The organism is Paenibacillus sp. JT22N1, from assembly GCF_059692155.1.
This window is the reverse complement of record NZ_JCAUAW010000001.1, coordinates 642075-668851: the sequence shown is the minus strand read 5'-3', so window position 1 is coordinate 668851 and position 26777 is coordinate 642075. Positions and strand designations below refer to the sequence as shown.

Here is a 26777-nt window from a genome sequence, read left to right as displayed (position 1 = left end):
GGTCAGTCATGAAAAAGAGGTGTATTTGAAATGATATTTAACAGAGTAAAACGGAGAAAAATCATCGAAGCACGTTATGGTCAAAAAACGGTCGGACCCGATTACGTGTTTTGTACTCCATGTTTCTGCAGCCGACCAGCTGCGATTTCGCCAGGTCTTTAATCGACTCCCAGTTGTCTTGTATATCTCCCGTTGACCGGCACATGTGGGCACCCGATTCGCGGATCCATTGGTATACGTTGTCGGCTCCCCAATTGCAGGCGGAGAACAGGATGTCCCGCCCGCAGTTTTTAAGAGCCAAGGCCAAATTTTTTTTCGTTAATAAGGAGCGATCGCCCGAATCGTACCATCTTCGTTATAGTATAACTCCGTATATTTGACGCAACGCTTGTGGTTAACGCCTTCGGATAAAGAACTGTCGTGGTAAAATAAGTACCATTTGTCTTCGAACTGGACAATGGAGTGATGAGTTGTCCAGCCGATAACCGGAGTTAAGATCGTGCCCTTGAAGGTATACGGTCCCAACGGATTCCGGCTGACGGCGTATACTAATTTATGGGTGGTGCCCGTGGAGTAGGACAAGTAGTACCAGCCGTTATATTTGTGTACCCACGGTCCTTCAAAATAGCGCCTATCCTCGTCTCCAGAGAGAATCGGGCCGCCGTTTTCGTCAACAATCGAAATTTCTAATGGAGCGGTTTGAAATGACAGCATGTCCTCGCTCAGCAGAGCGACCCGAGGACCTATCGCAGGCGCCTCCGCCGCCGGCCCCACCGCTTCCGGCTCGAAAGTACTGGTCTGCCATTTTTCCAATTGGCCACCCCAAAGACCGCCGAAATAAATGTAAGCCCGATTGTCGTCATCAACAAGCACGGCTGGGTCGATACTGAAGCTTTCCTCGATATAAGACGGTTGAGGAAGAAAAGGACCGGCCGGCGATGAGCTGGTCGCCACACCGATTCGAAAAATCCCATCATGATCCCGGGCAGGAAAGTACAAGAAATAGGTGCCGGCCTTAAAAGCAGCATCAGGAGCCCAGAGTTGTTTGGAAGCCCAGGGAATATCTTTTAGATGAAGGACCTGGCCGTGGTCGATAACGGGGGACTCGAAGCCATCCATGGATAGAACATGATAATCTTCCATTGCATATTGATCCCCATTGTCATTATCAGTGCCGTCATGATCGAGATCGTGTGACGGGTAGATGAAAATTTTCCCCTCAAATACGTGCGCCGAAGGATCGGCAGTAAAGATATGGGTGACAAGCGGGTGATGAGGTTTCGGTAGATTGTACATACTTGCGCTCCTCTATTTTATTTATTATGGTTGTTCATTTACTTTTTGGTTGGTTAACATGCGGCTGATGCAAGCGACATGGATCCTCACAACTTCTTTTTCGTGCCCCCCCCATTTTTGCTTCTCCTTATAGATTTGATTTTCTCTTACACCTTTATTATGAGACCTTGTATGCGATTACAAAATAAATAGATTAAAGATCTATCCCCCCTTTAATAAAGATGCGGGATAACGTTTTAGAACAACTTGCATAAAATAGCACCTCATTGTCAGTTAATTACCATCCGACAAGGAGGCGCTGCTCTTTTAATATTAGTTCACATGTATGTGATTTGGCTTCCGTTGGACCAGCTTTTAATCCGCCATTTAAATTTGATTGTTCATGCTGTCCTCGGATCCGATTAATGTCGAAAGCGGAAAACAGCCACTTCTCCCGCGTCTTTAAGCAACTGACAGGAATGGATGTGACCGACTATGTGAATGCTAAACGACTTATCCGAGCCAAAGAGGTTGCTTCTATCGACGGATGACAACGTCGAAACTATAGCGCTAGCCTGCGGCTTCCAAGGAATGCGCCATTTTTATCAAACTTTTAAAAAGCTGACGGGATTAACGCCAAGAGCCTACCGTCTTCAAATGAAATAGTGAATGTTTCCCTTAGCTTTAAAATCTTGCTCTGAAAGTGATCATAATAAAAAAAGGAGCTGTCTACAAGGTTTACACAGCTCCGTTTCAACACGAATACGTTATACGTTAATAATTCATAGTAATTACTTGATCTCATAATAAATGAAATATGCGATTCCTGATCCTCACCGCTTCGCCTTATAAAACTCATGATACAACTTCATGAGCGCCCGCTTCTCAATCCGCGACACATCGCTTATTACCATAAAGGTCCACCCTTTTTGCTCACAAAACATTTCACCTACTTTGAACTTAATCAGATTTTCTTCATCATGCAATCTGTTCGAAGGTTTAACTTGACATTTTCTGGCAGTCTTCCTAAAGAAACATTCCTTTTTTCTGTCTACTTTATTGGCATTTATCCAAATATGGGAACCACTATAAAAAGAGGCACTTCCATCGCTAGGAAGCACCCCAAAAATTAAATGACAAACGAAATAATTCAAGTGTCCGACTTGCAATTGAAACTTTGGAACAAAAACTACACAAAAACATAGTTGAATATATTATTTATGCTCCTGGCGTTGGAGTGGCTCTGAATGCATTTACAATCTTGTCCATAACAACCTGTGCATCACTTCCCGAATCAAGAATCGTATTTTGAAGCGATTCTTTTTCTACCATTACTGTTGTTACGGTAAGCGGCTCTGATGCTTCGGTAGTCAACAAAGCGTCTACTTGCGCAGAGAAACAAGAATCACTTATCTTGGCATGAACCTCCGTGGCAACAACATGATTATTAGAAATATAATTTCCATTACCCGAAACAATACGTATGATTACAGGTGTTGCACCTACCGGCTTGATGTTCTGAGTATTAATTCCTTCAGAAAAGTGATTAGCAATTACAGAATTATTATTGCCACTGATATATAGGAGACCATACAAATCATCTAAACCATTGTCTATTCCCAGAAAAGGGGTCCAAGGTTCATGGTCACGTAAAAAGTGATTTGAAGAAACCAAGTTTTCCGAACAATTTTCCCTGAATACCACCATTCCTGGATAAAATGAATGAAGTCTATTATTTGTGATACTGGAACGTGTCACACCATCAAAATAGACACTGCTCGCACCTCGTGGAAAAACATTATTCGTTGTAATCAAAAGTCCACCAAAATTTTGAGCGTAAATTGAATATCCTTTAAAACCGGCTCCTATCAAGTTATCGGTTATTTTTGAAGCCTGTCCCCAACCTCGTAGTTCTATACAGTTACCACATTCAGCTATGAAATTATCATGTATAGTCAGTGCATCTGCATGATAAATAGTAATTCCATGCTCTAAATACACAAACCCCATGCCTGTAATCCGAAATGAGTCACAAGCACTTGCAACATAAATACCCGTTTTCCCGTTAGTGTATGTGTTTTCCGGATTTGTTTCTCCTGAACCATCTTCAATAAAATGCAAACCATCAATACAAAAGTCAGAAAACTCTACCGAACTTATTCGGGGATTTCCACTTCGTTCAACATAAAATGCAGCTCCTTTATATTCCTCGTCATTTACTTCTAGGGGAATATCTACGAGTATGCGACTTCCTCCCGGCCACAATTCATGCAAATCCGCCCATTCATTCTCAGAAGTATTAAAACGAATACTCGAAGATGTAAACCCGTGTCCAGAACCCATAATTTTAAGATAACTGATGTCTATAACTACTTGACTGCCAAGATGATAATCTCCCGGTGGAATATAGATAACCGCACCCGGCTTTCCGCCTTTATTCACATCAGTGTCCGTTTGCCTACTTTTAATATCTGCTATAATGCTATTGATTACCTCACCAATATCCTCATACGGATTACCGACAGGCCACTCTGTTACGTCGTAATAATTTTTACTAGCCATAAATAAATTCTCCTATCAATTTAGTGTGTTTGTTCATAAACTACTTTTTCCTTGATATAGCTGGAAGTAAAGCCTTACGAATTCGTGCTTTTCCTGCCTACGCAAACTGCGCTTGCAGGGCCTAGCCGACGCTTACTTACGGCAGCTTCAAGATCCACGAATGAATGAACTATCCTTTGAAGAACGTTTCGGTTTATTGGTCGATTCCGTAGACTCGGAAAGTTATAAATCCTTATATGGTCAAAAAGATCGCTAATATCCTTGCCAAGAAGGCAGGATGAGGCGATTTTCTTACTTTCACAGAAACAATAGGCCATTCGGTTTATTCGTTAGATGTTTTCAACGCCTTCAAACCAAGCGCCAACGCCCCGCACAGTCCGGCATTATCCCCTAATCCCGGAGGAACGATGTATTTATCGATATTCGTAAGAATGGCTTCCGCACTAACGTATCCGTTTAAATTTCTCTGCACCTCGGTTCGTATCATCGGAAGCAGTTGCTTCTGTTGCATAACGCCGCCGCCCAAATGTGTAAGTATTTTTCTTCGGTGCATCAATGGCCGTTCGAAGCAGACGAAAATCCGGGTTTGAACGCCTTCGGCTTGCAGCTTTATTAAATCCGGCTGTAACCAGTTTCCACAAAGATTACACGGCCATCTAAATTAGCAAACATTACTTGGTTCGTCTCTTTCAAAAAGCGTTTAGTATGAGTCCGATTCAATACCATGCGTGTGCATGCAGCACGCCATTTGATCCAATTTACCACCGACCCGCTTACCATTATCGCCGAGAAGATGGGCTTTCCAAGCATTCATGCATTCAGCAGCAGATTTTTTAAAATGGTAGAAGGAACAACCCCATCCTTCTACCGTAGAAAAAGTTAGGTGTTCGCTAACATCCCATAAAAGCTGTCTCACATTGGGATCAGAAGAATTCCATACACATCATACTACTTAGGATCACCGCCAAATCGATTCGAGTTTCCAAACGTTTAATGAAAGCATTTTAACCTTTCCTCCACGGCAAAAAATATCAATCCCCGTACTCGCTGGATCAGGATAGATATTGTTTGACATCACGGAGCGCCCTTCATTTGCATAGATTTCTATACATGTAGTATCAACAAAAATTTGCAATGCTACCAAACCATTAGCCGTTGTCTCGAGCGTGCACGTTCGTACGCCTTCACTAAACGAATCTGAACGGGATCTATCAAACCGGAGTACCTTGGAGTTGACATCGTAGGATATCAAGGTTTCTTTACCGTCTTCAGAACATCTCAATCGCAATCCGAATTCTTCCGCATCGCAATCTTCCAATGAAAACTTCACCATGATCTCCAAACAATCGCCATTCATTTCTTTGGGAACGGGTCTTCGTCCTTCCTCAACCAACACATTCTCTACTACGTAATGCTCTTTACGCAAAGTTTGCAATTGTTCAACCGGAAGAAACTTCAAACGTCCGCCTGTATCCAATTCAACCGTTCTCGGAAGAGACATGGCCCCGCACCAATAGTTTGCTTTTGTCGGACCGAACGACTTAAACCACGGCATCCAATCCCAAGCGTTCAACCAACCTATAATAATTCGTCTTCCATTATCATCAAGGAAGGATTGAGGAGCATAGTACTCGAACCCGCAATCCACTTCTCCACAATAATCCCAAGTAAATTTCCCACTACTATAATCTAATGAACCAGTTAAATAACTCGCTTTTTTTTCACCCATTCCCATTGGGGAGAACATTAGTACATAACGATCGCCAAGCTGAAAAATATCTGGACATTCCCACATCGTACCCATCGTACCGTCACTCTCAGCCAATACACTTACATACTCCCATACATACAGGTCATTCGAGCGATAAAGCAAAGCTCTTCCTTTTCCATCTTTACTTGAACCTACGACCATATACCATTTATCTTCGTGTTTCCATACTTTCGGATCCCTGAAATCAGAGGAACTCCCTTCTGGAGGAACAGAGATAACCGGATTTCCTACATATTTTTGAAATGTCACGCTATCGGTACTGGAAGCTATACATTGGGATTGAATGACACGCCCTTCCTTTATAGTCGTGCCGGTGTAGATCAAAGTCAATATCCCGTTGTCATCGACGGCGCTTCCGGAAAAACATCCGCCTTTTTGGTCAAGATCATAGACTTCACTTGGCGCAAGTGCAATAGGAAGGTGTTCCCAGTGAACCAAATCTTTACTTTTTGCATGGCCCCAATGCATCGGACCCCACTCGGCTGAATAGGGGTGAAACTGGTAAAACATATGATATTCTCCTTGATAGTATATAAGCCCGTTAGGATCGTTCATCCAATAGGCGGGAGGCATAAAATGAAACTTTAAGCGCATAGGGTCTTTACCCACATGGTCCTTTATAGTTGCAGCCGATTGTTCTGCTTTACCTAACATGAGATTATGGAACGTATGGTGATCATATTGCATCAATATTTCCTCCACTCTTTATTTCATCATTCAAATTCTCTATTCTTTAACAGCACCCATTGTCATTCCGCGAACAATGTATTTTTGCATTACAAACGAAAACAGCATGACAGGCACGCTAAATATGGTTGCCGCAGCCGTCATGGGGCCTAGATCCAAACCGTAAGCTGTTAAAAACTCTGAAATTCCTACTGGCACCGTTCTGGCTGAAGTGCTTGTTAAAAGTAATGCGAACAAGAAATCATTCCAGGAAAGCATAAAGCTAAAAATTGAGGTAGTTGCGATTCCAGGCAGCGAGATCGGTAAGATAATACGCATAAAAGTTCCAAACATCCCGCATCCGTCGACACGCGCAGATTCATCAAGCTCTTTTGGCAAATTGTCAAAAAAACCAATCATCATCCAGATAACAAAGGGAATGTTTATGCTGGTATAGACTAAAACTAATGCTAATTTTGTATCCATTAAACCTAATTGCCCAATAATACGATACATCGGTATTGCAACACTAATCAGAGGCGTCATACGAACACCCAAAGTAAAAAGTAGAAATAAATTCCCTAACTTTGATGCAAATCTGGTTAAGCCATAAGCAGCTAATGAACCCAGAAAAACACTCAATAGTGTACCTGACATTGCAGTTATAAGACTGTTAACAAAATATTTGCCGATTGCCAGTTGATGAAACAAGGCATTATAATTGGCTAAAGTAAAAACAGAAGGCAACAACGTAGGGTTTGTGGAAATCACTTCCCTTGGCGGTTTAAGTGAAGATAACACAAGGTACGCATATGGAAATAAAGTAACAATCAAAAAAATACATGAGATGACGAATACAAATAAACCGGCAACTCTAGATTTTTGTTTACTCATGGTAATAACCATCTTGCTGATCTCCTTCCTATCGAACCGCTTTCTTATTTGGGTTCCAGAATTGTTTAAAAAAGAATGAACAGATTGCCAGCAAGATAATCATAAAGATTACAGCCATTGCGCTTGCATATCCTTCTTGATTGTATCTGGCCACCGATTTATAAATTAATGTACTTACTAACGAAGAGGATCCGCTAGGACCACCTTGTGTCATAACCCAAATAATATCAAATGATTTAGCTGCATCAATCATACGTATGACAACTGCAACTACAATGACGGGTTTTAAACTTGGCAGTGTGATATGCAAGAAGTTCTGAAACTTATTTGCTCCGTCAATGCGGGCAGCTTCATATAAACTTTCAGGTATACCTTGTATGCCCGCTAATAATATCAACATCATAAATGGCGTTGTAAGCCATACATCGGCAATCATACAGGACAATAACGCGAACTTGCTGTCAGATAACCACAAAATACTTTGTGGGTTCTTGATCAAACCCATTTTGTAAATAATGACATTTAAAATACCAAATTGGTCGTTCAGCATAAATTTCCATATTAAACCGCAAACCAAAGGAGAAATCATTAACGGACTCAAAAGCAAAGTACGAATGATATTGGCGCCTTTAAACCCTGTACTTAGCAGAAGTGCAAGAAACATGCCCAATATTAACTCAATTGCAACTGCCCCTATCACATACACAATTGTATTGTTTAAGGATTGGTAGAATGTGTCCGAAGTTAAAGCGTGAGAATAATGCCGAAGACCAATAAATTTTGAAGGATCTTCATCGTCAAAAAAACTATCTTTAAAGAGCAATATCATTGGGTAAACAAAAAACAAGATCATGAAGACGAAAGCCGGAAGAAAAAATAGGAAAGAAAGCTTCTGATCTCTTAGGGACATAACCATCATCCTTCTGCGTGAATTAAATTCGGTTAAAAAGGGGCTCGAACCTGAGCCCCCTTTTCCATTTATTTCCCTTGTATCTCATTAATTTTTGCTGCAGCTCTGTTTAATGCTTCTTGCGGCGTTTCCTTTCCGGCGAGAGCTACTTGAATTGCAATGACTAATGCTTCATTTTCGATTTCGTTCCAATGGGGCAATATTGGACGATTCTGTGTTTGACTGGCAGCCAGTGTAGTTTCAAGCGCTTTCAGGTGTGCATATTCAGGTTTTTGGCCGTATTTGTCAAAGACCGATTTTCGTGCAGCCACTCCTAATGCTTTCATAAACAATTCATTTTTTTCATAAATAAATTTCACGTATTGTTTTGCGATATCTTGTTTTTTGGAAGTGCTCGGGATCACTTGATACCAAGGTCCTGGTACAACCCCTACCCCGGATTCTCCGGCAATCATTGGCGCCGCCCCCACTTTCCCCGCTACTTTCGATTTGGCTGGATCGTTAGAAGGGACAAAGAAATGAGCCCACTCAAGCATCATAGCCATTTTTCCATTCCAAAACATTTCAGAAATTTCAGAAGACGCCATGTTTAGTGCACCTTCTGGCGCAGACTTATCTTCACGTAAAATCTTTGTTTCAAATTCCAGAGCTTTTACATATGGTGCCGAGTTGACTAAGGCTTTATTATCTTTGCCCACAACCAACGGTTTGGCTCCTGCTTGCGCGGCATGATCCAACCAACTGGCAACTGAATCCCCGTTATTCATTCCTAATACGCCTGTACCATATAGATCAGTTGCCCCATCATTATTCGTATCACGAGTAAAGAACTTGGCGACATCCCTGTATTGCTGCCAATTCGTAGGCGGCTTCAAATCATATCCATATTTAGCCTTAAATGCATCTTGTTCCTTCGGATCATTAAACAAATCGGTTCGATACAATAAAATTTTTGAGTTCGTCCAAACCGGCATGCCCAAAATTTTACCGTTCACTTTACCGCCATCGACTACATTAGGTACAAAATCATTTTTGACCTCATCCGTCATTAAGTCATCCATAGCTACCAAGTTTTTTGCCAAAGCAGGAAACCACAAGATATCGATCGTGGCAACATCGTATGCTCCTGAGTTAGCTTTCATTTCTACATTCAATTTGTCATAGACACCGATGTAGGGAACCGTTTCAATATTCACTTCATAGCCAGTCTTTTGCTTAAATTCTTCCGCCGTTTGGGTAGCGACCGTGTTCGCCGGACTTCCGCCCTCAACCAGAACCGTGATGGATTTATCCGACGAGCCAGATGCTCCTTTCTCAGAAGTTTGTTGTCCTTTATTGGACGCAGAGCTTTCAGGGTTCTGTTCATTACTAGAACATCCAACCAAAATCGCTGAAAAAGACATGCATAGTACAAGAACACCAGATAATAATTTACCTTTTAATTTCATAAAAAGTTACCCCCTCATTATTATTTAACAAATGGCAGTCCCCCTAAAGGACTATTAGGTTGTCAAGCGTTCATAGTAAGTTCCTCCATCATTTTCATTTGTTTTGTCATTATGCTTTCCAATACCCTCAAACCAGGAATCCCCCCAAGTAAATAGAAAAGATTATCAAAAATTGTGTTTCTCGAAAACCGTTTGATTTTCTCAGAAAACGTTTTCTTTTCTCAGTTAAACGTTTTCTTTTCCACAAAACCAATGATATACTAATAATGAAACATTGTCGTTGGCTTAAATTTTGATTAATTTGTCAAATATTTTGGTTGGAGGTTAATACTTGAACTTACACAATCTGTCTCCTTATTTACGAATTGCTATGGATAGCTACGTCTCATTTCCTTGGTTTTTGGAGGAAAGGGTATTATTTGACTATGAAATCCTTTATCTCAAAGAAGGCAGATTAAAAGTTACTGTAGAGGATGATGTTTATTTTGGAGAACCAGGTGACATATTTTTCTTTCGCCCCAAACAAAGGCATTCGATTAGTAAAATTGGAACTGATTTAGTTCGACAGCCCCATTTGCATTTTGATTTGTTCTATCAAGAAGATAGTCCCGATGTTAAAGTTTCTTTTAAAACATTAGAAAATATGACGAACGATGAAATGAAGTGGTTCCGAAGCGACGAGATTGACAGATTAACTATTCCTCTAGCTAGTCATATACGGTTGCGGTATCATTTAGCTATAGAAAAATTACTTTATGAAATTATAAGAGAATTTCAAATGAAGCTGCCATTTTATGAATTAAATATTAAGGGATTATTTATTCAATTATTCACCGCATTATTGCGCGAAAACTATTGGAACAGAAATCCTCACTTATTTTCCAATATCAATGAGTTGGAGCAAGTCAGAATTTTCTTAAAGCATAACATTGGTCAAAGGGTGACTTTAGATGAACTTGCCAAAATATCTGGAATCAGCAAGTACTATTTGATCACCCTGTTTAATCAAACATTTGGAATGAGTCCTATCCACTATCACCAATTAATGAGAATAGAAAAAGCAAGAGAGATGATCCAATTCACTGATGAACCTTTAAAACGAATTGCGGAACTTATCGGATTTCCGGATATTCATTCTTTCAGTAAAGCGTTCAAAAAAATAGAAGGCGTTAATCCTTCTTTTTATCGGAAAAAGAAACCATCTCGCTCATAATTACATGTCCTCACGGCATTACCACCTACGATATTGCAACGGGTTGGGAGTAGGTGCTGAACTGACCCCTTGTGAGGGGAAGTGCCTACGATATCTCTTAGAATAAAGGAAATAACCTATCCAGCTGGTAGATCTGTTTTCTTCGCAGTATGCCGCATCCCAACCCATTATTAATGTAAACGCTTACATCTAATGACAAAAGAAGGTCTGAATAGCTATTCCTAGGTTATTTGAGATTTCCCCAAATTGCCTATCAGCTGAAAGCAGACCACCTGATGTTACTATTATCACGTAAAGTCAATTAGTCTATGTATCGCTTAATCACATCCGATTTACAAATCACTTGAGTTTAAATGAAGCTACAGATTGCTGTAAGACCTTAGCCATATGGGCTAATTCGTTGGAATAAGAAGCAACTTCTTGGATTGCCGCTGTCTGTTCCTCTGTCGTTGCCGAGATGTGATTGGTTGAACTTGCTGAACTTCCGTAGAGATTAGAGACTACCTCCATGTTTTCAACCATTTTATGCATATTCATTTGAATCATTCTAATCTCATTGGTCATTTCGCCCGCTTGCCCAGATACCCCATCGACTAAGTTAAGAATCGTAGTGAAGGAATCTCCAGCATTTTTCGTAAGCAGCTTCCCTTCTTGAATTGATGAATCTCCATTTTCCATCGCTTTCACTACTTGCGAGATATCCTCCTGGATCTCTGTTATTAATGTTTCGATCTCACTATTTGATTTACTAGAATTTTCAGCAAGAAGGCGAATTTCACGAGAAATCACCGAAAATGTTTTTCCATTTGATCCAGCTTCGGCGGCAATAATACCTGCATTTAAAGCAAGCATTTTCGTTTGCTTGGCGATAGTGGATAGTAGGGTCATAATATGATTGATCCTTCTGGACTTATCTTCTAACTGTCGGACTATCCCAACCGAATCGAGAGAGTTTCTTGAAATCAAATTGATCTGATTTATTGCTTCCACAATATCCGCTTTCCCTTCAATGGCCGTTTGCAGCGCATCCTTTGCTGATTGGCTTGCAAGTTCAATTCGTTGCGTAATTTTTTTGATATTCACAAACATGTCTGTTGTTTCTTCAACAGCTTCATCCGTTAATGAAAGTTGTGTATGCGTACCACTCGCTACTTCTTGAATCGATTGTGCAATTTCTTCTGTTGCTTTCGCGGATTGTTCTGCATTACCAGATAAAAGAACAGAAGTTTCAGATACGCTTTTCGCACTTGCAGATACTTGTAATAAAATGGACTTCAAGTTACTTGCCATTGTATTTAGATTTGTGCCCATTTGTCCAAATTCATCGACCGTTCTTACAGGTATAGTCTGTGTTAAATCTCCGCTTGACATCGATTGAGAAAAAACATTTACTCTCTTAATGTTATTAGTAATATATAAACTGTAGAAATAAATCACCATGATAAGAAAACATATCAACACAATGATAATCATAAGCGAGATGATAAAATAATCGTTTAGCTTCTGATAAAGCTCCTCCTGCGATATGACGATTGCCAGTTTCCAAGATGTATCCGGAACTGTCTGAAAATACACGGTATTGGAACCTCTATCGTCGCTAAAAATGGCATTTCCTTTGTTATTCGACAGTATATGTTGGCCAATTTGCGCCAAACTGACATTAAAGTCATCCATGATTTGATGATTGGTGGAGTTCTGGTTATCTTTATTAGCAATAAAGTTCCCATTACGATCCAACAAAAATGCCCATCCACTTTTTCCAACATGAATGTCTGAAATCTTCTGCTGCAAGCTAGTCAAATTGATGTTGGCTGTAACTACCCCTTGAAATTTATTGTTATTATAAAAGGGAACCGCCGTTGTTAAAATCATAGCGCCCGATGTTTTATCAAAAAATGGATCCGTCCATACCATGGTTTCTTTTGTGTTTTTACCAAGCAGATACCAATCTTTTTCAGGATAGTTATATTCCTTCGTATCATAATCATTGGAAAATAAAATGCGACCGTTATCCCGATAAGCATAGGAACTGTAATATTGCAAATAGTTTTTATATTGATAGGGCTCATACCATATTCCAACTCCAAAGGTATCCGGGTTTGTGGACAACAAACCTTGAATAATTTGAAAATATTTACCCTTATCAATCTTGTCACCTACAGGTTCAATCGTGCGTGCTAAGCTTTCAGGTATTTTACTGTGTGCTGTTAATATGGTTTGCATATTGTTGATCGTTGCATTTAATTGATATTCCATTTTATCTTGAATTTCTGCATTGATGATATTTTTAGAGTAGTTGTAACTTAACGCAGACAACATAAACATGGATAAAATTAACCATGGTAGAATCGTGACTAGTGTGCGGGTACGTAATCTTTTGAAACGAAATATCACCATATTAACAGCCCTTCCTCTTACTTATCGCTGCGGAGACGATCCAAAAGTACCGCAAGTACGATAACAACACCTGTAATAACGGTTTGCCAAAAGAAGCTAACATTTAAAAGTGTCAACCCATTTCTAATTACGCCTAAGATTAACACACCAATAATAGTCATCTGAATTCGCCCAATTCCCCCTGCTAGGCTCGTGCCTCCGAGAACAACGGCAGCAATAGCATCAAGCTCGGCCATGCTTCCAGCATTCGGCTGACCGGAAATTAAACGCCCTGCAAGAACTACACCAGCTAATCCCGCACATAAACCACTAATGGCATACACATTAATTAATGTCTTTTCAACCTTAATACCTGTTAATCTCGCTGCCTCTTCATTTCCCCCAATCGCATAAATATGTCTGCCAAACATCGTGTATTTAAGTACGATAAACATAACAATATACACACTGAGCATAATGTATATGGGGGTTGGAACCGATAGTATCTTCCCTGATCCAATAAACTTAAACGGTTCCGAAGCCAGTATGGTAGGTAATCCCCCGCTAATCACAAAAGCAGCGCCTCTTATATAAGTCATACTGCCTAATGTAACAATAAAGGATGGAAGTTTGGTTCTTGCAGTTAGAAAACCATTGATCCAGCCTGCTGCATATCCCACCGCAATCCCAGCGAACATGGCAATAATAGGGTTAATTCCTTGTTTTGAAAGCATGACGGAAATAACGCCCGAAAGTGCGATCGTAGATCCCACAGATAAATCAATCCCGCCAGTCAGAATAACTAATGTCATACCCGCCGCAAGAATTCCGTTAACGGATGATTGTTTTAATATATTGAGAATATTCCCCGTATCCGTGAAATTAGGTGCAAAAATGGCGAGTATGATACAAATAGCAACTAACACAATTAACATGCCTAGTTGATTCCAAATTTTTCTCATGGATAATCCAACATTATGTTTTTTATTAACGATTGCTTCCATTGCAGTGCTCATTTGATCTCCCCCGTTGCATAATACATGATTTTTTCTTGCGTCGCGTCTTCGCGTTGTAGGTTTGCCCGTAATTTACCCTCATGCATAACAAGTATACGATCACTCAGCGCTAATATTTCTGGCAGCTCAGAGGAAATAACTAACACAGCAAGACCGTTTTTGGCTAATTTACAAATAACTTTATGAATTTCAGTTTTGGCGCCAATGTCGACACCTCTTGTCGGTTCATCTAACAAAAGCACTTTAGGCTGGATGGATAACCAACGTGCAAGCAGCGCTTTTTGCTGATTTCCTCCGCTTAAGCTGACCACCTTTTGTTCTTTGTTTGCCGTTTTAATGCCTAATTCTCTTATATACCTGTCAGCTTCATTGCTTATTTGCGACCAATCTAAGAGGGCCGCCTTTCGATATTTATACATTTCAGCCATCATAATATTTTCTTTGACAGACATATTCAGGAATAATCCCTGTTCCTTACGACTTTCCGGAACATGAGCAATACCATATCGTATAGCATCCTCAGGAGAAGAGATTCTCACTGGTTGACCGTTAATCAGAATTTCACCTGATGATATGTCCGATAAACCAAAGATCGCTCTGACTAATTCTGTTCTTCCAGCCCCTACCAATCCTGAAATCCCAACAATTTCTCCTGAATGCACCTCTAGCGAAATATCCTTTACATTTTTGTTATCAGATAAACCTTTAACCTCTAAAACCGGCGTTTTATCTTTAATCCAGCTCGTATGTGAAGGCGGTTTTTGAAATAAATCGTTTAATTCACGGCCAACCATTGTCTTAACCAGATGCTCTGGATTGGTTTCGGCGATAGGAATCGTTGTAATCCACTCTCCATCACGCAAAATGGTACAACGATCAGAAATTCCGAAAATTTCATCCATACGATGTGAAATGTAAACAATCGCAACACCTTTTTGTTTTAGTTCATTAATAATAATAAACAGCTTATCTATTTCTTTATGTGTTAACGAAGCAGTTGGTTCATCCATCACTAGAACTTCTGCTTCTATAGATAGGGCTCTCGCGATTTCCACCATTTGTTGTTGGGCAACACTTAAGGTTGAGACATATGATCTAGGATCTAAATCAGATCCGATTGATTTTAATAGCGAATGGGCTCGTTCGTGAACTTTCTTCCAGTCCACCATACCGAACTTATTTTTCGGGAATTTGGTTCCCATTAATACGTTTTCACCTATGGTTATATTCGGGGATAGATTCAGCTCTTGATGAATGACACTAATGCCTTTCTCGCGCGCTTCCATGGCATTATGCCATGTAATCAATTTGCCTCGATACAATATTTCGCCTTTATCTGGACGATATATCCCTGCCATAATCTTCATAAGTGTTGACTTGCCGGCACCGTTCTCTCCCATTAAAGCATGTACTTCACCTTTATGCAGATCGATATTTATGTTTTTTAATACGGTAACCCCTGAGAAAGACTTGTAAATCGCTCGCATGCTTAACACTTGTGACGACGATTCAGAGGAACTGTTTTTTTCAATTTCCGCTTGCACAGCTTCCATATTCTCACTCCAACCAATTTAATAATAAATATCATTTATTGACGATTGAATGAATACGATGTGACACCCGGGTAGAGAGTAACCACATCGCAAGAATAAAACTACCAGCCTTTATAGTCTTTAACGTTTTCTGTCGTAATGAAGTCAGTTGGAAGTTTAATTAATGGTTCCACTTTTTCATCAGCAAGAACTTTAAATGCCGTTTCAACCGCAATTGTAATCATATTAAATGGATTTTGTGCTGAGCTCCCAACATAGCTTTTGTTTTCTTTAAGTGTCGTCACTGCATCCGGAGATCCATCCACACCAACGATAAACATTTCCTTGTCGCGACCAGCTTGCTCTGCAGCAATTTTGGCGCCAATACCTGTTGGATCATTAATAGCAAATACGGCGTCGATTTGTCCTTTACCGTTTGCTTGTAAGATGGTCTCCATCTTAGCAAGCGATGTTTCACGATTACCGTTACCGTTTTGATTAGCAACTATCTTAATTCCCGGAGATGCTTTGATCGCCTCCTTAAATCCTGCAATACGATCTGTTACAGCGGATACTGGAGGACCATCTAATACGGCAATATTTCCTTTTCCATTCAACCGTTTAACCAAGTATTCACCTGCTATTCTTCCTGCTTGAACGTTATCAGAAGTTACACTCGCATTAACGCCTCCTTCAGAAATAGTATCAACAGAAATGATTGGGATACCAGCTGCTTTAGCTTGACCGACTGCTGCTGCAATACCTTTGGTATCTACGGAACTTAGAATAATCATACTTACTTTTTTGGTAATAAAATCTTCGATTTGAGCGGTTTGTGTAGCCAAATTATCTTCTGCGCTAACTGCGATTACTTCACCACCATGTTTCTTAGCAGCTTCAGCTGCACCTTTGGACATCGCTACGAAGAAAGGATTGCTTAAGTTTTGCACGGTCAAACCGATAACTACTTTTTTTCCGGGTGTCGGATCTGCTGCTTTAGCAGCTTTAGCTGTTTCCGCTGGCGCCCCAGTTGCTGCTGCGGGTTTGGTTTCCGCTGCTTTACCACAAGCCGAAAGTGCAAATACAACAAAAAGCAATAAGATCATTTTCATGTTTTTCATATTCAAATTCCTCCGAATTATTATATTTTTTTTATTAAATAGGTTTGGCGAACAATAGGAAGATATGTGATAATTAAAGTGTAATTGGTTTTTCTATGAACATGTTTTAGAGTCCAATTGTCTATCACGTTTAGCGACACAAATAACCAATTGTAAAACTCTTTAGCATGTTCTTTTCTCCCTCCTTTTTTTTGGATACAACCAAATCCCCCAAATGAAGTCAAGCATGATTGACACTAATCACTTACCTAAAAGAAACCTCACCTCCCTAAAAGAGTGGATGGTTGTTTTCTGTGTCTTCATCATACCTGTGATAAATACAAAAAATAATAGAAAATTTTCTCGCAACTGTTGAAAATTTTCTATTATCTTCGTTCAGATATGAGAAAACCTCTATCGAGGCCATTCAAAGATGAGCGATCGCGTTTAGAGGTAGGTTTTATCGCCAATAAGAAAGCGGTTTTCGGGAACCGAAAACTTATACTTTCTTATGTGGTAAAAAAGACCTAGCATGATATGGAATCAGGCTAAGTCTTTAAGTCTTGTTTGCTTCTATCGGAATAGAGTCAGACGGTCTTGATCAAAATCATTTAAGGGATTCTAATTGGAACATTCACATCATCAACATTGATATGGCCAAAGCCACCCATCGCATTGTCGACCATCTTAATGTAGCATGTCGTTCCTATATATGCGGATGCATCCCAATTCTTTCGAGTATACGCCTCATTATTTAGTCCAGTTTCTTTGAATAAGATAGCGTTGTCGGAAGCCCGGACAAGAGCAACGTACAAGTTATTCAAGTCTTGCCCTCCCCCTACGAGAAGGTCGATCTGTCCGTCCCCTCCAAGCACAAAATTGGTGGATTGCATCGAGCCGACCCGACCATCATCTCCATTATTGAAGCCCCAATAGTGATACGTACCTTGTTTGTTGAAAGATTGCGGCGGATTCCAAAAAGTCGATGCGGAGCTCACGTCGCCGTCGGTGAATGCATTGCCGTTTGTCACGTTCCAACCGCTTAAGTTGCCGAATTCAAAATCGTGGTTCGCCAACTGGCCTATCAGAGAACCGGGTTGAACAGGAACATTCACGGCATCGAGATTGATATGACCAAAACCTCCTGTCGAATTATCGACCACTCTAATTCAATAATGGAGGCGATGATCGAGTTGGTGCGATGAGATCCGTAAGCTTTGTGCTTGGAGGGAACGGATTAATCAACCTTCGCGTAGGGGGAGGGCAAGACATTAATAACTTGTACGTTGTTCTTGTTCGAGCTTCCGACAACGCTATATTGTTCAAAGAAACGGGACTTAACAACGAGGGATATACAGTAAGTAACTGGGATGCTTCAGCTTATATTGGTACAAGATCGCATCGTTACCCGCCGTGAAAAACAGCGCTGGATTCCCACTGTCATCGATAACCGAACTGCCCGTCCAATCGCCGTCCGGATCAACTTGGAAAAGTGAAGGCGCGAGCGCAGGGGGAAGATCCCTCCAATGCACCATATCCATGCTGACCCAATGGCCCCAATGCATATTGTGCCAGTAAGGCCCTTGCTGATTAAATTGGTAGAACAAATGATATTGCCCGTTAAAAAAAAAGTGTGCATGTGGCTCATTCATCCAATGCTGGGGCGCAATGGCATGGTAGGTCGGTCGGTAATTATCCCCGTTATAAACGCTCCGATCAAAAGACAAATCGGGTGTTGGCAAGTTGCTACCAAGGTTGGTCAAATACGAGTTGTACGAATTTTGGACTTCAGTTGCTGTCAAAGCGCCGTTATAAATTTTCAACTCATCAATTAGTCCGTTAAATGTATGATACGGAAACAAGGATGGACTAGCGCCGTATGTACTTTCGTTATTAGTCCCAATCAACAAATTGTTCGCGGATGAAGTAATCAACGTATTGAGTGGCGTTCTTTTCGAAGCTACCTGCTTGCCGTTCAAGTAAAGCACAGCCAACCCTCCCGTACTATCGTAAGCGCTGTCATAAGTAGCTACGATATGGGACCATTCGAATTTAGGCAAGGACTCATAGGACCATACATCGTACCAGGTACCGTTCGAACCGAATTGGAAGGACCATGTCCCATAACGATACATACCTAATAAAAACCCTTGATTTGCGCTTTTGGATTGCTGATTGACAATAGCATCTAGCTTGAAATCATCACCCCATGTATAAGCCCGCGGAGCAACCCAGGTTTCAACGCTTATTTTGCTCTGTGGAATGGAAATGGCAGGATGCGATACCCATGTTGAATAGCCGTCAAAAAGCAGAGCGCTACTGCTAATGCCATCTGTTTTCCATTCCGGAATAGCAGGTGCAGGTTTAAAATAATGGATCGGATCATTTATCTGGGAAATTTGCTCCTTCGTCACATTCCCCGTCCCTTCATTGAAGCTCCATTGAGCGACAACGCTTGAAACCGCTTTTGAAACCGGGGAATTAATGACTATACTTGAAGTAAAAATAACCATTGTGAAAAACAGGACCCGCAAATGTAGCCATTTAATTTTCATGTATCAGCTCTCCTTATATTTTCTGATTGTTAGTACAGCAATTCATTATTTCACCTTCTCTCCACAAGCTATTTCATTCACGACATGATATCACCCCCTTAACAGATTATTGATGGCAAGTGGCAAACACGAAAAAAACAACCTTTGGCTCCGAATGATACAAGAATAAGTCTGTTCCCGTAACGTTGCCACATGTTGTCATGTTGTCGATTTGCCTCGCACTCCCTAAAAGAGTGGATTGTTGTTTTTTTCACCTTAATCATACCTGTGATATATACAAAAAATAATAGAAAATTCTCTCTCAACTGTTGAAATTTTCTCACTTAACAAAATAGCCCTAGCCTGTTATGACAGGCTAGGGCTATATCTTGTTACTTCTCTTCACACCAACACATTCGTCTTAGCTGCGCTTATTCCTGTAACAATAATCGGTAAAGCACTACAGCCGTCTCAGCCCTCGTCGTATGATCGAATGGATGAATCTTCCCATTATTTCCTTCAATAATATGGGATTTAACAAGAGAAGAAACACTGTCAATCGCATATGACGAAATATCATTACTATCCTGGAATACATTCAAATCCGATTTTGCACCTTTGGCAGCATCGCGTTTCGCTGTAGCCATCGCTCTATTCAGCATAACTATCATATCCTGCCTTGTAACGGAAGCATTCGGGTTAAAATGACTTCCATCTATGCCATTGGTAATACCTAGCTTTTTGGCGATGCTGACCGCTTCATAATAATAATCATCAGAGTTAACATCATCAAAGCTGGAATCCGCTTGGGCCGTTAATTCAAGTGCGCGTACAAGCAGCAGAATAAAGTCTGCCCTTGTAACATCCTTTTGCGGAGCAAAAGCTGTCTCTGTTGTGCCTTGAATAATGCCTTTGGATGCAAGGAGTTCGACCTGTTTTTTAGCCCAAGCATAATCATTAAGATCATCGAAGGACTTATTCACGTAAGCAATTGCATAATAGCTAAAATGGATCGTTTTAAAGATCATTTCACCCGTTGCTTTATTAAATTTGGCATTTGGAACAGGCACGATGCTGCCGGATGGATCCAGATACCAGACAACTAAATGATCTGTATTGTTCATTTCTTCTGCTACAGGCGTGTAATTGATAGCTACCTGTACAGGAGCATCCGCATTACGCCATGGAATAACTTTACCATTCAAAGTGGCAATTAATTCAAGAACCGGTCTTGCTCCGATTTCAGATTGTTTGCCGCTACCAGCCGCATCACGATCAACAAGGGTCATACTTAATACAATGTTGTCATTCTCATTGAACGCGCCTTCGGTAAACATCTGACTCGATAAAGTCATCGTGCCTATTGGACTACGAATTTCAAATTGTCGATTAGCATGATTACTCGATAAGAACGTAGATGGTATCTCGATGCTATACCCTTTAACATCATCCGCTTTGTCCAATTCGATTGTAATCTTTTTGGTGCCTTTAGCGTCAATCCTTGCGGCATCCAACGCTTTATTCAACGTCTCTTTCGAAACTATACCCACAGCAATTTTATTAAGTACACTAGTCGGAACAACAAGTCTGCCCTGATTGTTTGGCGTTGTGCCCGCCCCTGTAGTTACTGGGGTTTCTGGCGTAGATTCTGAATGAGATTCATTTGATTGAAAAACAGTGACAGAAGCTGTTGTCACATGTCCTTTATACGCAGCTGTAATCAAGGTTTGACCTGGTCGCTTTCCGTACACTATGCCAGCAGCACTCACAATGGCTACAGAAGGATCAGAGCTTTTGAATACTGCTTGGTCCGTAACAATTTTTTTGCTTGTTAGATCGACATATCCATATACCGTTAATGGCATACCCTGCAAACCTCCATACACGATTCCCGTTACAGAGTTGTTTGCATCATGAATGGCACCGCCATATACCGCTTGACTTACAGTTTCAGTCATTGGCCTTAAAACAAGAGCCGATACAACGGTTGAGTGGGTTCCATTCGTTTCAAGCGTGTAGCTTCTTTTATCCATTTGAAGCTTCTTGATCGACCTATCTGCCCAAATGCTGTCAAGCTGATAAATACTTAAAGAGTTGACGTTCACTTCCCCATTTTCAGCATATAGCTCAAGGCCCTTACTGTTCGAATCAGGGAATATTTGATCTGTGAAAACTTTTCTTCCATCATTTGCAAACACTTCAAGGGTATCCTCATCTACGAAGATATGAAGTTTGATTTTGTTATTTTCCGGAATGAGAGGAGCTTCTTGTCGGACAGGGACAATATCACTTACGTCAGGCCCTCCAGAATGTGTACGGTCCACAAACACTTTTTGACTTGACGTGTCATACCCGATCACTGTCTCCTGAGAGTTGGACTTACGAACCTTGAATCCAAATTCTGATGCATCCTGAATACCAAATTCCGCGACAATTTCCATTGTACTTCCATATACGGCTTGCAATACATTATTATCCTGTTGAACTTGGAAATTGGTCCAATGCAGAACCGGCTTTCTTAATTCTTCCAACTGCTGAACCGGCTCCTGAATCAGACGGATTCCATCCGTTGTCGTCTTAAGCTCAACCGTACGCGGAATGCTCATTCCACCCCGCCAAGTACTTGTAGGCGTATTGCTCGCATATCTCCAGTTACTCATCCAGCCGAGCCATACGGGTCTTTCTTGCTCATCCCGAATATTGCTCCATGTTACTGCTGCATAGAAATCTGAACCATAGTCAAACCAATTGGATTGATCAGGAGTTGGCCGTTCATCCGGTGTAAAGGTTTTGCCATCGAACGTGCCGACAAAATACATCATACCCGATCCTTTGCCAGGAGGCTGAGGGTCAACATCTCTTCTGTTTCCGTTACCATCACCGATACTAATGATCATAACCCATTTCTTCTTGGTTGGATCTCCATCGACGGGCAATTCGATCAAATCAGGGCACTCGTAGATGCCATAATGTGATCCAAGTCCGTCAGTTCCAAATGAGTTTTCATAAGTCCATTCTTTTAAATTGGGCGATGAATAAAACTCGATGTGATGACCTACCGCTAATAACATAATCCATTTGGAAGTAGCCTCATGCCAGAATACTTTAGGATCCCTGAAATCCGGCGCAGTTCCGTTAGGTTCCCTTAAATCCGCTGCAGCTTCCGGCAACAGGACAGGATTTCCTGTATATTTCGTCCAGGTTCTGCCATTATCCTTACTGTAAGCGATACTCTGCACCTGCTGTGATCCATTTTGAGTATAGAACGCTACCAAACCGGAGCCTTCCTCATTAAAAAATCCGGATGTGTTATGCGCATCTACTACAGCACTGCCTGAGAATATGGCACCATGTTCATCAGGCGCTATTGCCGGTGGAAGTTCTTTCCAATGGGTAAGATCTGTACTTACCGCATGCCCCCAATGCATCTTATCGAAAGCAGGGGATGTGGAAAAAGGACTATACTGGTAAAACAGATGGTATTCTCCATTATAATAGACCATACCGTTTGGATCATTCATCCAATTTTTTTCAGGTGTGTAATGTAACTGTGGTCTGTATGGTTCTGAATAGTTTTCACGCGGAATACTCAATTGAAAATCATCTACATTGATATAACCAAAAGCGCCTGAGGTCTTATTGTCCACGACTTTAAAATATACTTCTTCCCCTAGGTAAGCTGAAGCATCCCATGTAACATCCTGAAATATGTCTGAGTCCGATCCCGTGGCACTAAACAGCTCCATATGATCAGAAGCTCTGACTAGGGCTACATGCAGTTGATCAGCATCCTTGCCTCCAGCGACCAAAAAACTCAGAATACCAGTCCCTGTCAATTGGAATACTTTTGATGACAATGTACCTGTCAAGGCAGGGTTACTCGCTTTATTCCCGTTCACATAATACGTTCCATAGTTTCCATTCCCGGCTAAATTTGAGATAGAATCTACGAATGCTTCACCATCCAGTGTCCACCCAGATAAATCGCCAGTTTCAAAATCAGGGTTTTCCAATTGTGAAACAGCATTCACCGTTACAAAGCGATCTAGGTTGATGTGTCCCCATCCGGCAGTTGTTTGATCCACAATCCGGAAATACAGTTCTTCACCGGCATACGGGGTAGCGTCAAAAACATGCTCTGAATATTGTTCATCACTATTGCCTGTAGTCGTGAAAAGAATCTCGCCTGTTCGATCCCTTACTAGCGCAACATATAAGTTATCGATATCCGAACCGCCGCCCATCAGGAAAGTTAATCTTCCCGATGTAGGGATATTCTTATCGCCCAAAGCGATGAAATGACTGGATTCCATAACTCCCTTTCTGCCGTCTCCACCGCCTTGAAAGCCCCAAAGATGATACAGTCCATTTTGCTTAAATGGCTTTGTTCCCCAGAATTTATCTTGCGTTGTTACCGTATTATCAAAAGCGTTACCCTCAACGATCTTCCAACCTCGTAAGTCTCCGCTTTCGAAATCGCCATTCATAACTTCATGAGACACATAATAGTTGAAATCATCGACATTGAGATGACCTGTCGCCACATTGTCGACAATGGAGAAATAAAGCTCTTCGTTTATAAATTTCGAAGCGTCCCAAATAACGGTTTGATAACTGTTAGAGTTGTGAGCTGTTGCTCTAAACAATTCTTTATTGTCGGATGCTCGAACTAATGACACATAAAGATGGTCAACGTCTATATCTCCGCTAATTTTAAAATTAACAGTCCCTGTCCCTGCCAGCCTGAATGTGCTGGATGTTAAAGTGCCTGTCGCTTCGTTATTTCCAACAACATGATAATTGCGCTGTTGCCCGTAGGCAATTCCCGAAGAATCAGTGTCCTGATCAGAAACTGAAAAAGCGTCGCCACCTACTGTCCATCCAGATAAATCTCCTTTTTCAAAATCTTCATTATTCATCACATAAGAGGGAGAACCTGTATTGCGAACATGGAAATCGTCGACATTCAAATGTCCTATTAGGCTATTGTCCATAACTTTCAAAAACACCTTTTGCCCTAAGTAGGCTTTGGCATCCCAAACGATCCGTCGAAGAGATTCAGGGTTTACCTCACCATTTGCCGGTGTCTCACTGAATAGGATTGAATCGTCTTCCGCGTTTACTAACGCAACGTATAGGTTATTCGGATCATGATTACCGCTTAACATAAAGTTAATTTCACCGTTGCCGCCAAGTTTAAAGACTGACGATTGGAGAGAGCCTGTTCTTGCATTCGCATTACCCGAACCGGCGCCAGCTAAGCCTTGAATATAGTAATTGCCTATTTGGTTGATTGGGTCTTCACCCGACATTGTCTCAGCGGAAGCAGTTCCTGTAAAAGCATCACCTGCAGCTTGCCAGCCCTCTAAAGTGCCTGTTTCGAAGCTTGGATTCAAGATATCGGCTGGATCGTTGTTGAATACATGAATATCGTCAAGGTTAATATGCTGCCATCCGCCGCCAGGCACGCTATCCACTGCTTTCAGATACACTTCCTCACCTGTAAATGCAGAAGCATCCCACACAACTCGATCATACCCCTCAGAACCTGCATGAGCAGTATGCGTGGATTTGATTAGTTCTTTCCCGTCAGAAGCACGAACAAGCGCAACATACTCCGTTTGGGGGAAATTACCTCCGCCTAGCATGAAACTAATTTCACCATTACCGCCAAGCACAAACTTACTTGATTGGATACTGCCTTCCTTCCAATCAACACCCCAGAAGTGGTAATTACCGACTTTATTAATCGGGTCAGGATGCCAGTAATTAACTTCAGAAGTAACCTGACCAGGCGCCTCGCCACTCGTGACAGTCCAACCCGTCAAGTCCCCGGTTTCAAAGTCAGGATTCAAAATGTCATGAGGCAGATTATAAACATGGATATCATCAAGATTCACGTGTTGCCATCCGCCTGCTGCTATCTGGTCCACAAGCATTAGATAGACTTGCTCGCCTAGGTATGCCGAAGCATCCCAAGTCACTCTTGCATACGCCTCCGAATCTGCAAATTGTGTATTATTTGCTCTCATCAGTTCCGTATTGTCAGAAGCACGCATTAAAGCAACATACTGCGTATTGAGATTTCCGCCACCCATCATGAAATTAATCTCGCCAGTTCCACCAAGGATAAACTCACTGGATTTGATAGATCCTTGCTTCATGTCATCGCCCCAAAAATGGAACTGACCTGTCTTATTAATCGGATTTTCATGCCAATAATTTACGGTTGGCGAAACTTGACCGGGTACTTCTCCGGATACAACGGTCCATCCTGTTAAGTCGCCCGTTTCGAAGTCAGGGTTTACAAGGTTATGAATTGTATTATATACGTGAAAATCATCTATATTGATGTGTCCTTGACCCAGATCAACAGCTTTCAAGTAGACCACTTCGCCAAGATGAGTGGAAGCATCCCATATCACTCTTTTCATGGATTCGGGACCGTCACCTAGAGAAGAACCGGTTGCTCTATATAATTCTGTATCGTCGGACTCTCTGACTAGAGCAACATAAGTATGATCCATATCATTCGTTCCGCCGATAAGAAAGTTTACTTCGCCTGTTCCTTCTAGCTTGAACGAGGTAGACTGCAGAGAACCTGACTTTGCTTCTGCACTTCCGGCATCACCGGTCAAGCCCGATACAAAGTACTTTCCTTTTTGATAATAAGAGGTTTGATCCTCACCATAAGCTACCGTGTTTGAGACTGAGAAAGCATCGCCCTCAGCGTTCCAACCACTCAAGTCTCCCGTTTCGAAGCTTGGATTGTCAATACTATTCGTTACATTGTATACATGGAAATCGTCCACATTAATGTGCTGACTTGTGCTATTGTCCACAACTTCAATATAGAGATCTTCCCCTTTGTAATCTTGAGCTTGCCAATTCACTCGTACATATCTCTCAAATTGATCCGGCAATGCGAACCCCGCGCTTTTAAACAAGATTGTATGATCAGAAGCGCGAACGAGAGAGACATACAAATTGTCGATATCATTGCCTCCGCCAACCAAGAAGTTAACCTCGCCATTCCCAGAAAGCCTAAACGTACTCGATTTCAACGTTCCTGTTCTGGAATCTGAGATGTTTTTGCTGCTATCGCTGGGATCTACTGCCTCCGGATTCCATCCCCATGCATGATAAGTCCCGTTCTGTTTAAAAGGATGGTCTCCCAAAAAATTCTGGATAGATGAGGGCAGATCGCTAAATGCATTCCCGGTTGTCATCCATCCTGATAGATCGCCAGTTTCAAAATCAGGATTCTCAATTATGACAGGATGTTGTAAATCATTCGCGGCTGTTGTTATTCTGCTAAAAGCTAGCACATTAGAAAATAACATAAAACTAGCTAGACCTAACGCAACATTACTTTTTACCTTTCGGGCGCTAATCGCCATCTTTGTAACCCCTTTCATAAAATAATGGTTCGATTGTTATAAATATCCTATAGGAGCATACCTATGTTTCAATGTGGTAC

The 26777-nt window shown here is 41.3% G+C and carries 19 protein-coding genes and 1 pseudogene; 4 read left to right on the top strand and 16 right to left on the bottom strand.

The window, feature by feature from the left end; genetic code table 11:
• Positions 1-61 precede the first annotated feature (61 nt).
• Positions 62-205: a hypothetical protein gene (locus AC58UU_RS02945; protein WP_497312801.1), complete on the bottom strand. Its 144-nt coding sequence runs from the start codon at positions 203-205 to the stop codon at positions 62-64.
• A 113-nt stretch (positions 206-318) separates the two neighbouring features.
• On the bottom strand, positions 319-1296 hold the full coding sequence (locus AC58UU_RS02940) for a glycoside hydrolase family 43 protein (protein ID WP_497312799.1): 978 nt from the start codon (positions 1294-1296) through the stop codon (positions 319-321).
• Positions 1297-1700: 404 nt separating this feature from the next.
• Here AC58UU_RS02940 and AC58UU_RS02935 point away from each other — a divergent pair, with 404 nt between their 5' ends.
• Positions 1701-1826, top strand: a complete 126-nt coding sequence (locus AC58UU_RS02935) for a hypothetical protein (RefSeq protein ID WP_497313165.1) — start codon at positions 1701-1703, stop codon at positions 1824-1826.
• Positions 1777-1941, top strand: coding sequence for a helix-turn-helix domain-containing protein (locus tag AC58UU_RS02930; RefSeq protein ID WP_497312797.1), 165 nt, complete (start codon positions 1777-1779; stop codon positions 1939-1941). The genes AC58UU_RS02935 and AC58UU_RS02930 overlap by 50 nt, the downstream gene beginning before the upstream one ends.
• Positions 1942-2108: 167 nt before the next feature.
• Here the strand turns inward: AC58UU_RS02930 and AC58UU_RS02925 are convergent.
• The 3 genes and pseudogenes from AC58UU_RS02925 to AC58UU_RS02915 all read right to left on the bottom strand — a co-directional run.
• Positions 2109-2180: pseudogene (locus tag AC58UU_RS02925) on the bottom strand (RNA polymerase subunit sigma); the annotation flags it as partial.
• A 313-nt stretch (positions 2181-2493) separates the two neighbouring features.
• On the bottom strand, positions 2494-3837 hold the full coding sequence (locus AC58UU_RS02920; RefSeq protein WP_497312796.1) for a NosD domain-containing protein: 1344 nt from the start codon (positions 3835-3837) through the stop codon (positions 2494-2496).
• 322 nt (positions 3838-4159) lie between these two features.
• Positions 4160-4390, bottom strand: coding sequence for an ROK family protein (locus AC58UU_RS02915; RefSeq protein WP_497313148.1), 231 nt, complete (start codon positions 4388-4390; stop codon positions 4160-4162).
• 225 nt (positions 4391-4615) lie between these two features.
• On the opposite strand from AC58UU_RS02915, the gene AC58UU_RS02910 reads away from it, so the two are divergent.
• On the top strand, positions 4616-4720 hold the full coding sequence (locus AC58UU_RS02910) for a helix-turn-helix domain-containing protein (RefSeq protein WP_497313146.1): 105 nt from the start codon (positions 4616-4618) through the stop codon (positions 4718-4720).
• Between the two features lie 75 nt (positions 4721-4795).
• Here the strand turns inward: AC58UU_RS02910 and AC58UU_RS02905 are convergent, their stop codons facing one another.
• The 4 genes from AC58UU_RS02905 to AC58UU_RS02890 all read right to left on the bottom strand — a co-directional run bounded on the left by AC58UU_RS02905 (position 4796) and on the right by AC58UU_RS02890 (position 9526).
• The gene (locus AC58UU_RS02905) at positions 4796-6295 is read right to left on the bottom strand and encodes a glycoside hydrolase family 32 protein (protein WP_497312794.1); all 1500 of its coding nucleotides are present in this window, start codon (positions 6293-6295) and stop codon (positions 4796-4798) included.
• A 39-nt stretch (positions 6296-6334) separates the two neighbouring features.
• Complete coding sequence (locus AC58UU_RS02900) at positions 6335-7180, bottom strand: carbohydrate ABC transporter permease (protein WP_497312792.1); 846 nt, start codon at positions 7178-7180, stop codon at positions 6335-6337.
• Positions 7181-7196: 16 nt separating this feature from the next.
• The gene (locus AC58UU_RS02895; RefSeq protein ID WP_497312790.1) at positions 7197-8078 is read right to left on the bottom strand and encodes a carbohydrate ABC transporter permease; all 882 of its coding nucleotides are present in this window, start codon (positions 8076-8078) and stop codon (positions 7197-7199) included.
• A gap of 68 nt (positions 8079-8146) precedes the next feature.
• Positions 8147-9526: an ABC transporter substrate-binding protein gene (locus AC58UU_RS02890; protein ID WP_497312788.1), complete on the bottom strand. Its 1380-nt coding sequence runs from the start codon at positions 9524-9526 to the stop codon at positions 8147-8149.
• A gap of 331 nt (positions 9527-9857) precedes the next feature.
• On the opposite strand from AC58UU_RS02890, the gene AC58UU_RS02885 reads away from it, so the two are divergent.
• Positions 9858-10739 carry a helix-turn-helix domain-containing protein gene (locus AC58UU_RS02885; protein WP_497312787.1) on the top strand — a complete coding sequence of 294 codons (882 nt, stop codon included), beginning with the start codon at positions 9858-9860 and terminating at the stop codon, positions 10737-10739.
• A 339-nt stretch (positions 10740-11078) separates the two neighbouring features.
• On the opposite strand, the gene AC58UU_RS02880 is transcribed toward AC58UU_RS02885, so the two are convergent.
• The 7 genes from AC58UU_RS02880 to AC58UU_RS02850 all read right to left on the bottom strand — a co-directional run bounded on the left by AC58UU_RS02880 (position 11079) and on the right by AC58UU_RS02850 (position 26697).
• Positions 11079-13136, bottom strand: a complete 2058-nt coding sequence (locus AC58UU_RS02880) for a methyl-accepting chemotaxis protein (protein WP_497312785.1) — start codon at positions 13134-13136, stop codon at positions 11079-11081.
• 17 nt (positions 13137-13153) lie between these two features.
• On the bottom strand, positions 13154-14119 hold the full coding sequence (locus AC58UU_RS02875; RefSeq protein WP_497313144.1) for an ABC transporter permease: 966 nt from the start codon (positions 14117-14119) through the stop codon (positions 13154-13156).
• An 8-nt stretch (positions 14120-14127) separates the two neighbouring features.
• On the bottom strand, positions 14128-15684 hold the full coding sequence (locus AC58UU_RS02870; protein ID WP_497312783.1) for a sugar ABC transporter ATP-binding protein: 1557 nt from the start codon (positions 15682-15684) through the stop codon (positions 14128-14130).
• 101 nt (positions 15685-15785) lie between these two features.
• Positions 15786-16784 (bottom strand): substrate-binding domain-containing protein, encoded by a 999-nt coding sequence (locus tag AC58UU_RS02865; protein WP_497312782.1) that lies wholly within the window; start codon positions 16782-16784, stop codon positions 15786-15788.
• 590 nt (positions 16785-17374) lie between these two features.
• Positions 17375-17926 carry a hypothetical protein gene (locus tag AC58UU_RS02860; RefSeq protein WP_497312780.1) on the bottom strand — a complete coding sequence of 184 codons (552 nt, stop codon included), beginning with the start codon at positions 17924-17926 and terminating at the stop codon, positions 17375-17377.
• Positions 17927-18100: 174 nt separating this feature from the next.
• Positions 18101-19318 (bottom strand): LamG domain-containing protein, encoded by a 1218-nt coding sequence (locus tag AC58UU_RS02855; protein ID WP_497312778.1) that lies wholly within the window; start codon positions 19316-19318, stop codon positions 18101-18103.
• Between the two features lie 410 nt (positions 19319-19728).
• On the bottom strand, positions 19729-26697 hold the full coding sequence (locus tag AC58UU_RS02850) for a GH32 C-terminal domain-containing protein (RefSeq protein WP_497312777.1): 6969 nt from the start codon (positions 26695-26697) through the stop codon (positions 19729-19731).
• Between the last annotated feature and the right edge of the window lie 80 nt (positions 26698-26777).

What these genes read in the sequence shown, in the direction of transcription:
- AC58UU_RS02880 (WP_497312785.1), bottom strand. Translation starts at nt 13,136, where the DNA reads ATGGTGATATTTCGTTTCAAAAGATTACGTACCCGCACACTAGTCACG.
- AC58UU_RS02905 (WP_497312794.1), bottom strand. Translation starts at nt 6,295, where the DNA reads ATGCAATATGATCACCATACGTTCCATAATCTCATGTTAGGTAAAGCA.
- AC58UU_RS02855 (WP_497312778.1), bottom strand. Translation starts at nt 19,318, where the DNA reads ATGAAAATTAAATGGCTACATTTGCGGGTCCTGTTTTTCACAATGGTT.
- AC58UU_RS02865 (WP_497312782.1), bottom strand. Translation starts at nt 16,784, where the DNA reads ATGAAAAACATGAAAATGATCTTATTGCTTTTTGTTGTATTTGCACTT.
- AC58UU_RS02915 (WP_497313148.1), bottom strand. Translation starts at nt 4,390, where the DNA reads ATGCACCGAAGAAAAATACTTACACATTTGGGCGGCGGCGTTATGCAA.
- AC58UU_RS02940 (WP_497312799.1), bottom strand. Translation starts at nt 1,296, where the DNA reads ATGTACAATCTACCGAAACCTCATCACCCGCTTGTCACCCATATCTTT.
- AC58UU_RS02870 (WP_497312783.1), bottom strand. Translation starts at nt 15,684, where the DNA reads ATGGAAGCTGTGCAAGCGGAAATTGAAAAAAACAGTTCCTCTGAATCG.
- AC58UU_RS02945 (WP_497312801.1), bottom strand. Translation starts at nt 205, where the DNA reads ATGTGCCGGTCAACGGGAGATATACAAGACAACTGGGAGTCGATTAAA.
- AC58UU_RS02850 (WP_497312777.1), bottom strand. Translation starts at nt 26,697, where the DNA reads ATGGCGATTAGCGCCCGAAAGGTAAAAAGTAATGTTGCGTTAGGTCTA.
- AC58UU_RS02890 (WP_497312788.1), bottom strand. Translation starts at nt 9,526, where the DNA reads ATGAAATTAAAAGGTAAATTATTATCTGGTGTTCTTGTACTATGCATG.
- AC58UU_RS02900 (WP_497312792.1), bottom strand. Translation starts at nt 7,180, where the DNA reads ATGGTTATTACCATGAGTAAACAAAAATCTAGAGTTGCCGGTTTATTT.
- AC58UU_RS02930 (WP_497312797.1), top strand. Translation starts at nt 1,777, where the DNA reads ATGCTAAACGACTTATCCGAGCCAAAGAGGTTGCTTCTATCGACGGAT.
- AC58UU_RS02875 (WP_497313144.1), bottom strand. Translation starts at nt 14,119, where the DNA reads ATGGAAGCAATCGTTAATAAAAAACATAATGTTGGATTATCCATGAGA.
- AC58UU_RS02895 (WP_497312790.1), bottom strand. Translation starts at nt 8,078, where the DNA reads ATGTCCCTAAGAGATCAGAAGCTTTCTTTCCTATTTTTTCTTCCGGCT.
- AC58UU_RS02920 (WP_497312796.1), bottom strand. Translation starts at nt 3,837, where the DNA reads ATGGCTAGTAAAAATTATTACGACGTAACAGAGTGGCCTGTCGGTAAT.
- AC58UU_RS02935 (WP_497313165.1), top strand. Translation starts at nt 1,701, where the DNA reads ATGTCGAAAGCGGAAAACAGCCACTTCTCCCGCGTCTTTAAGCAACTG.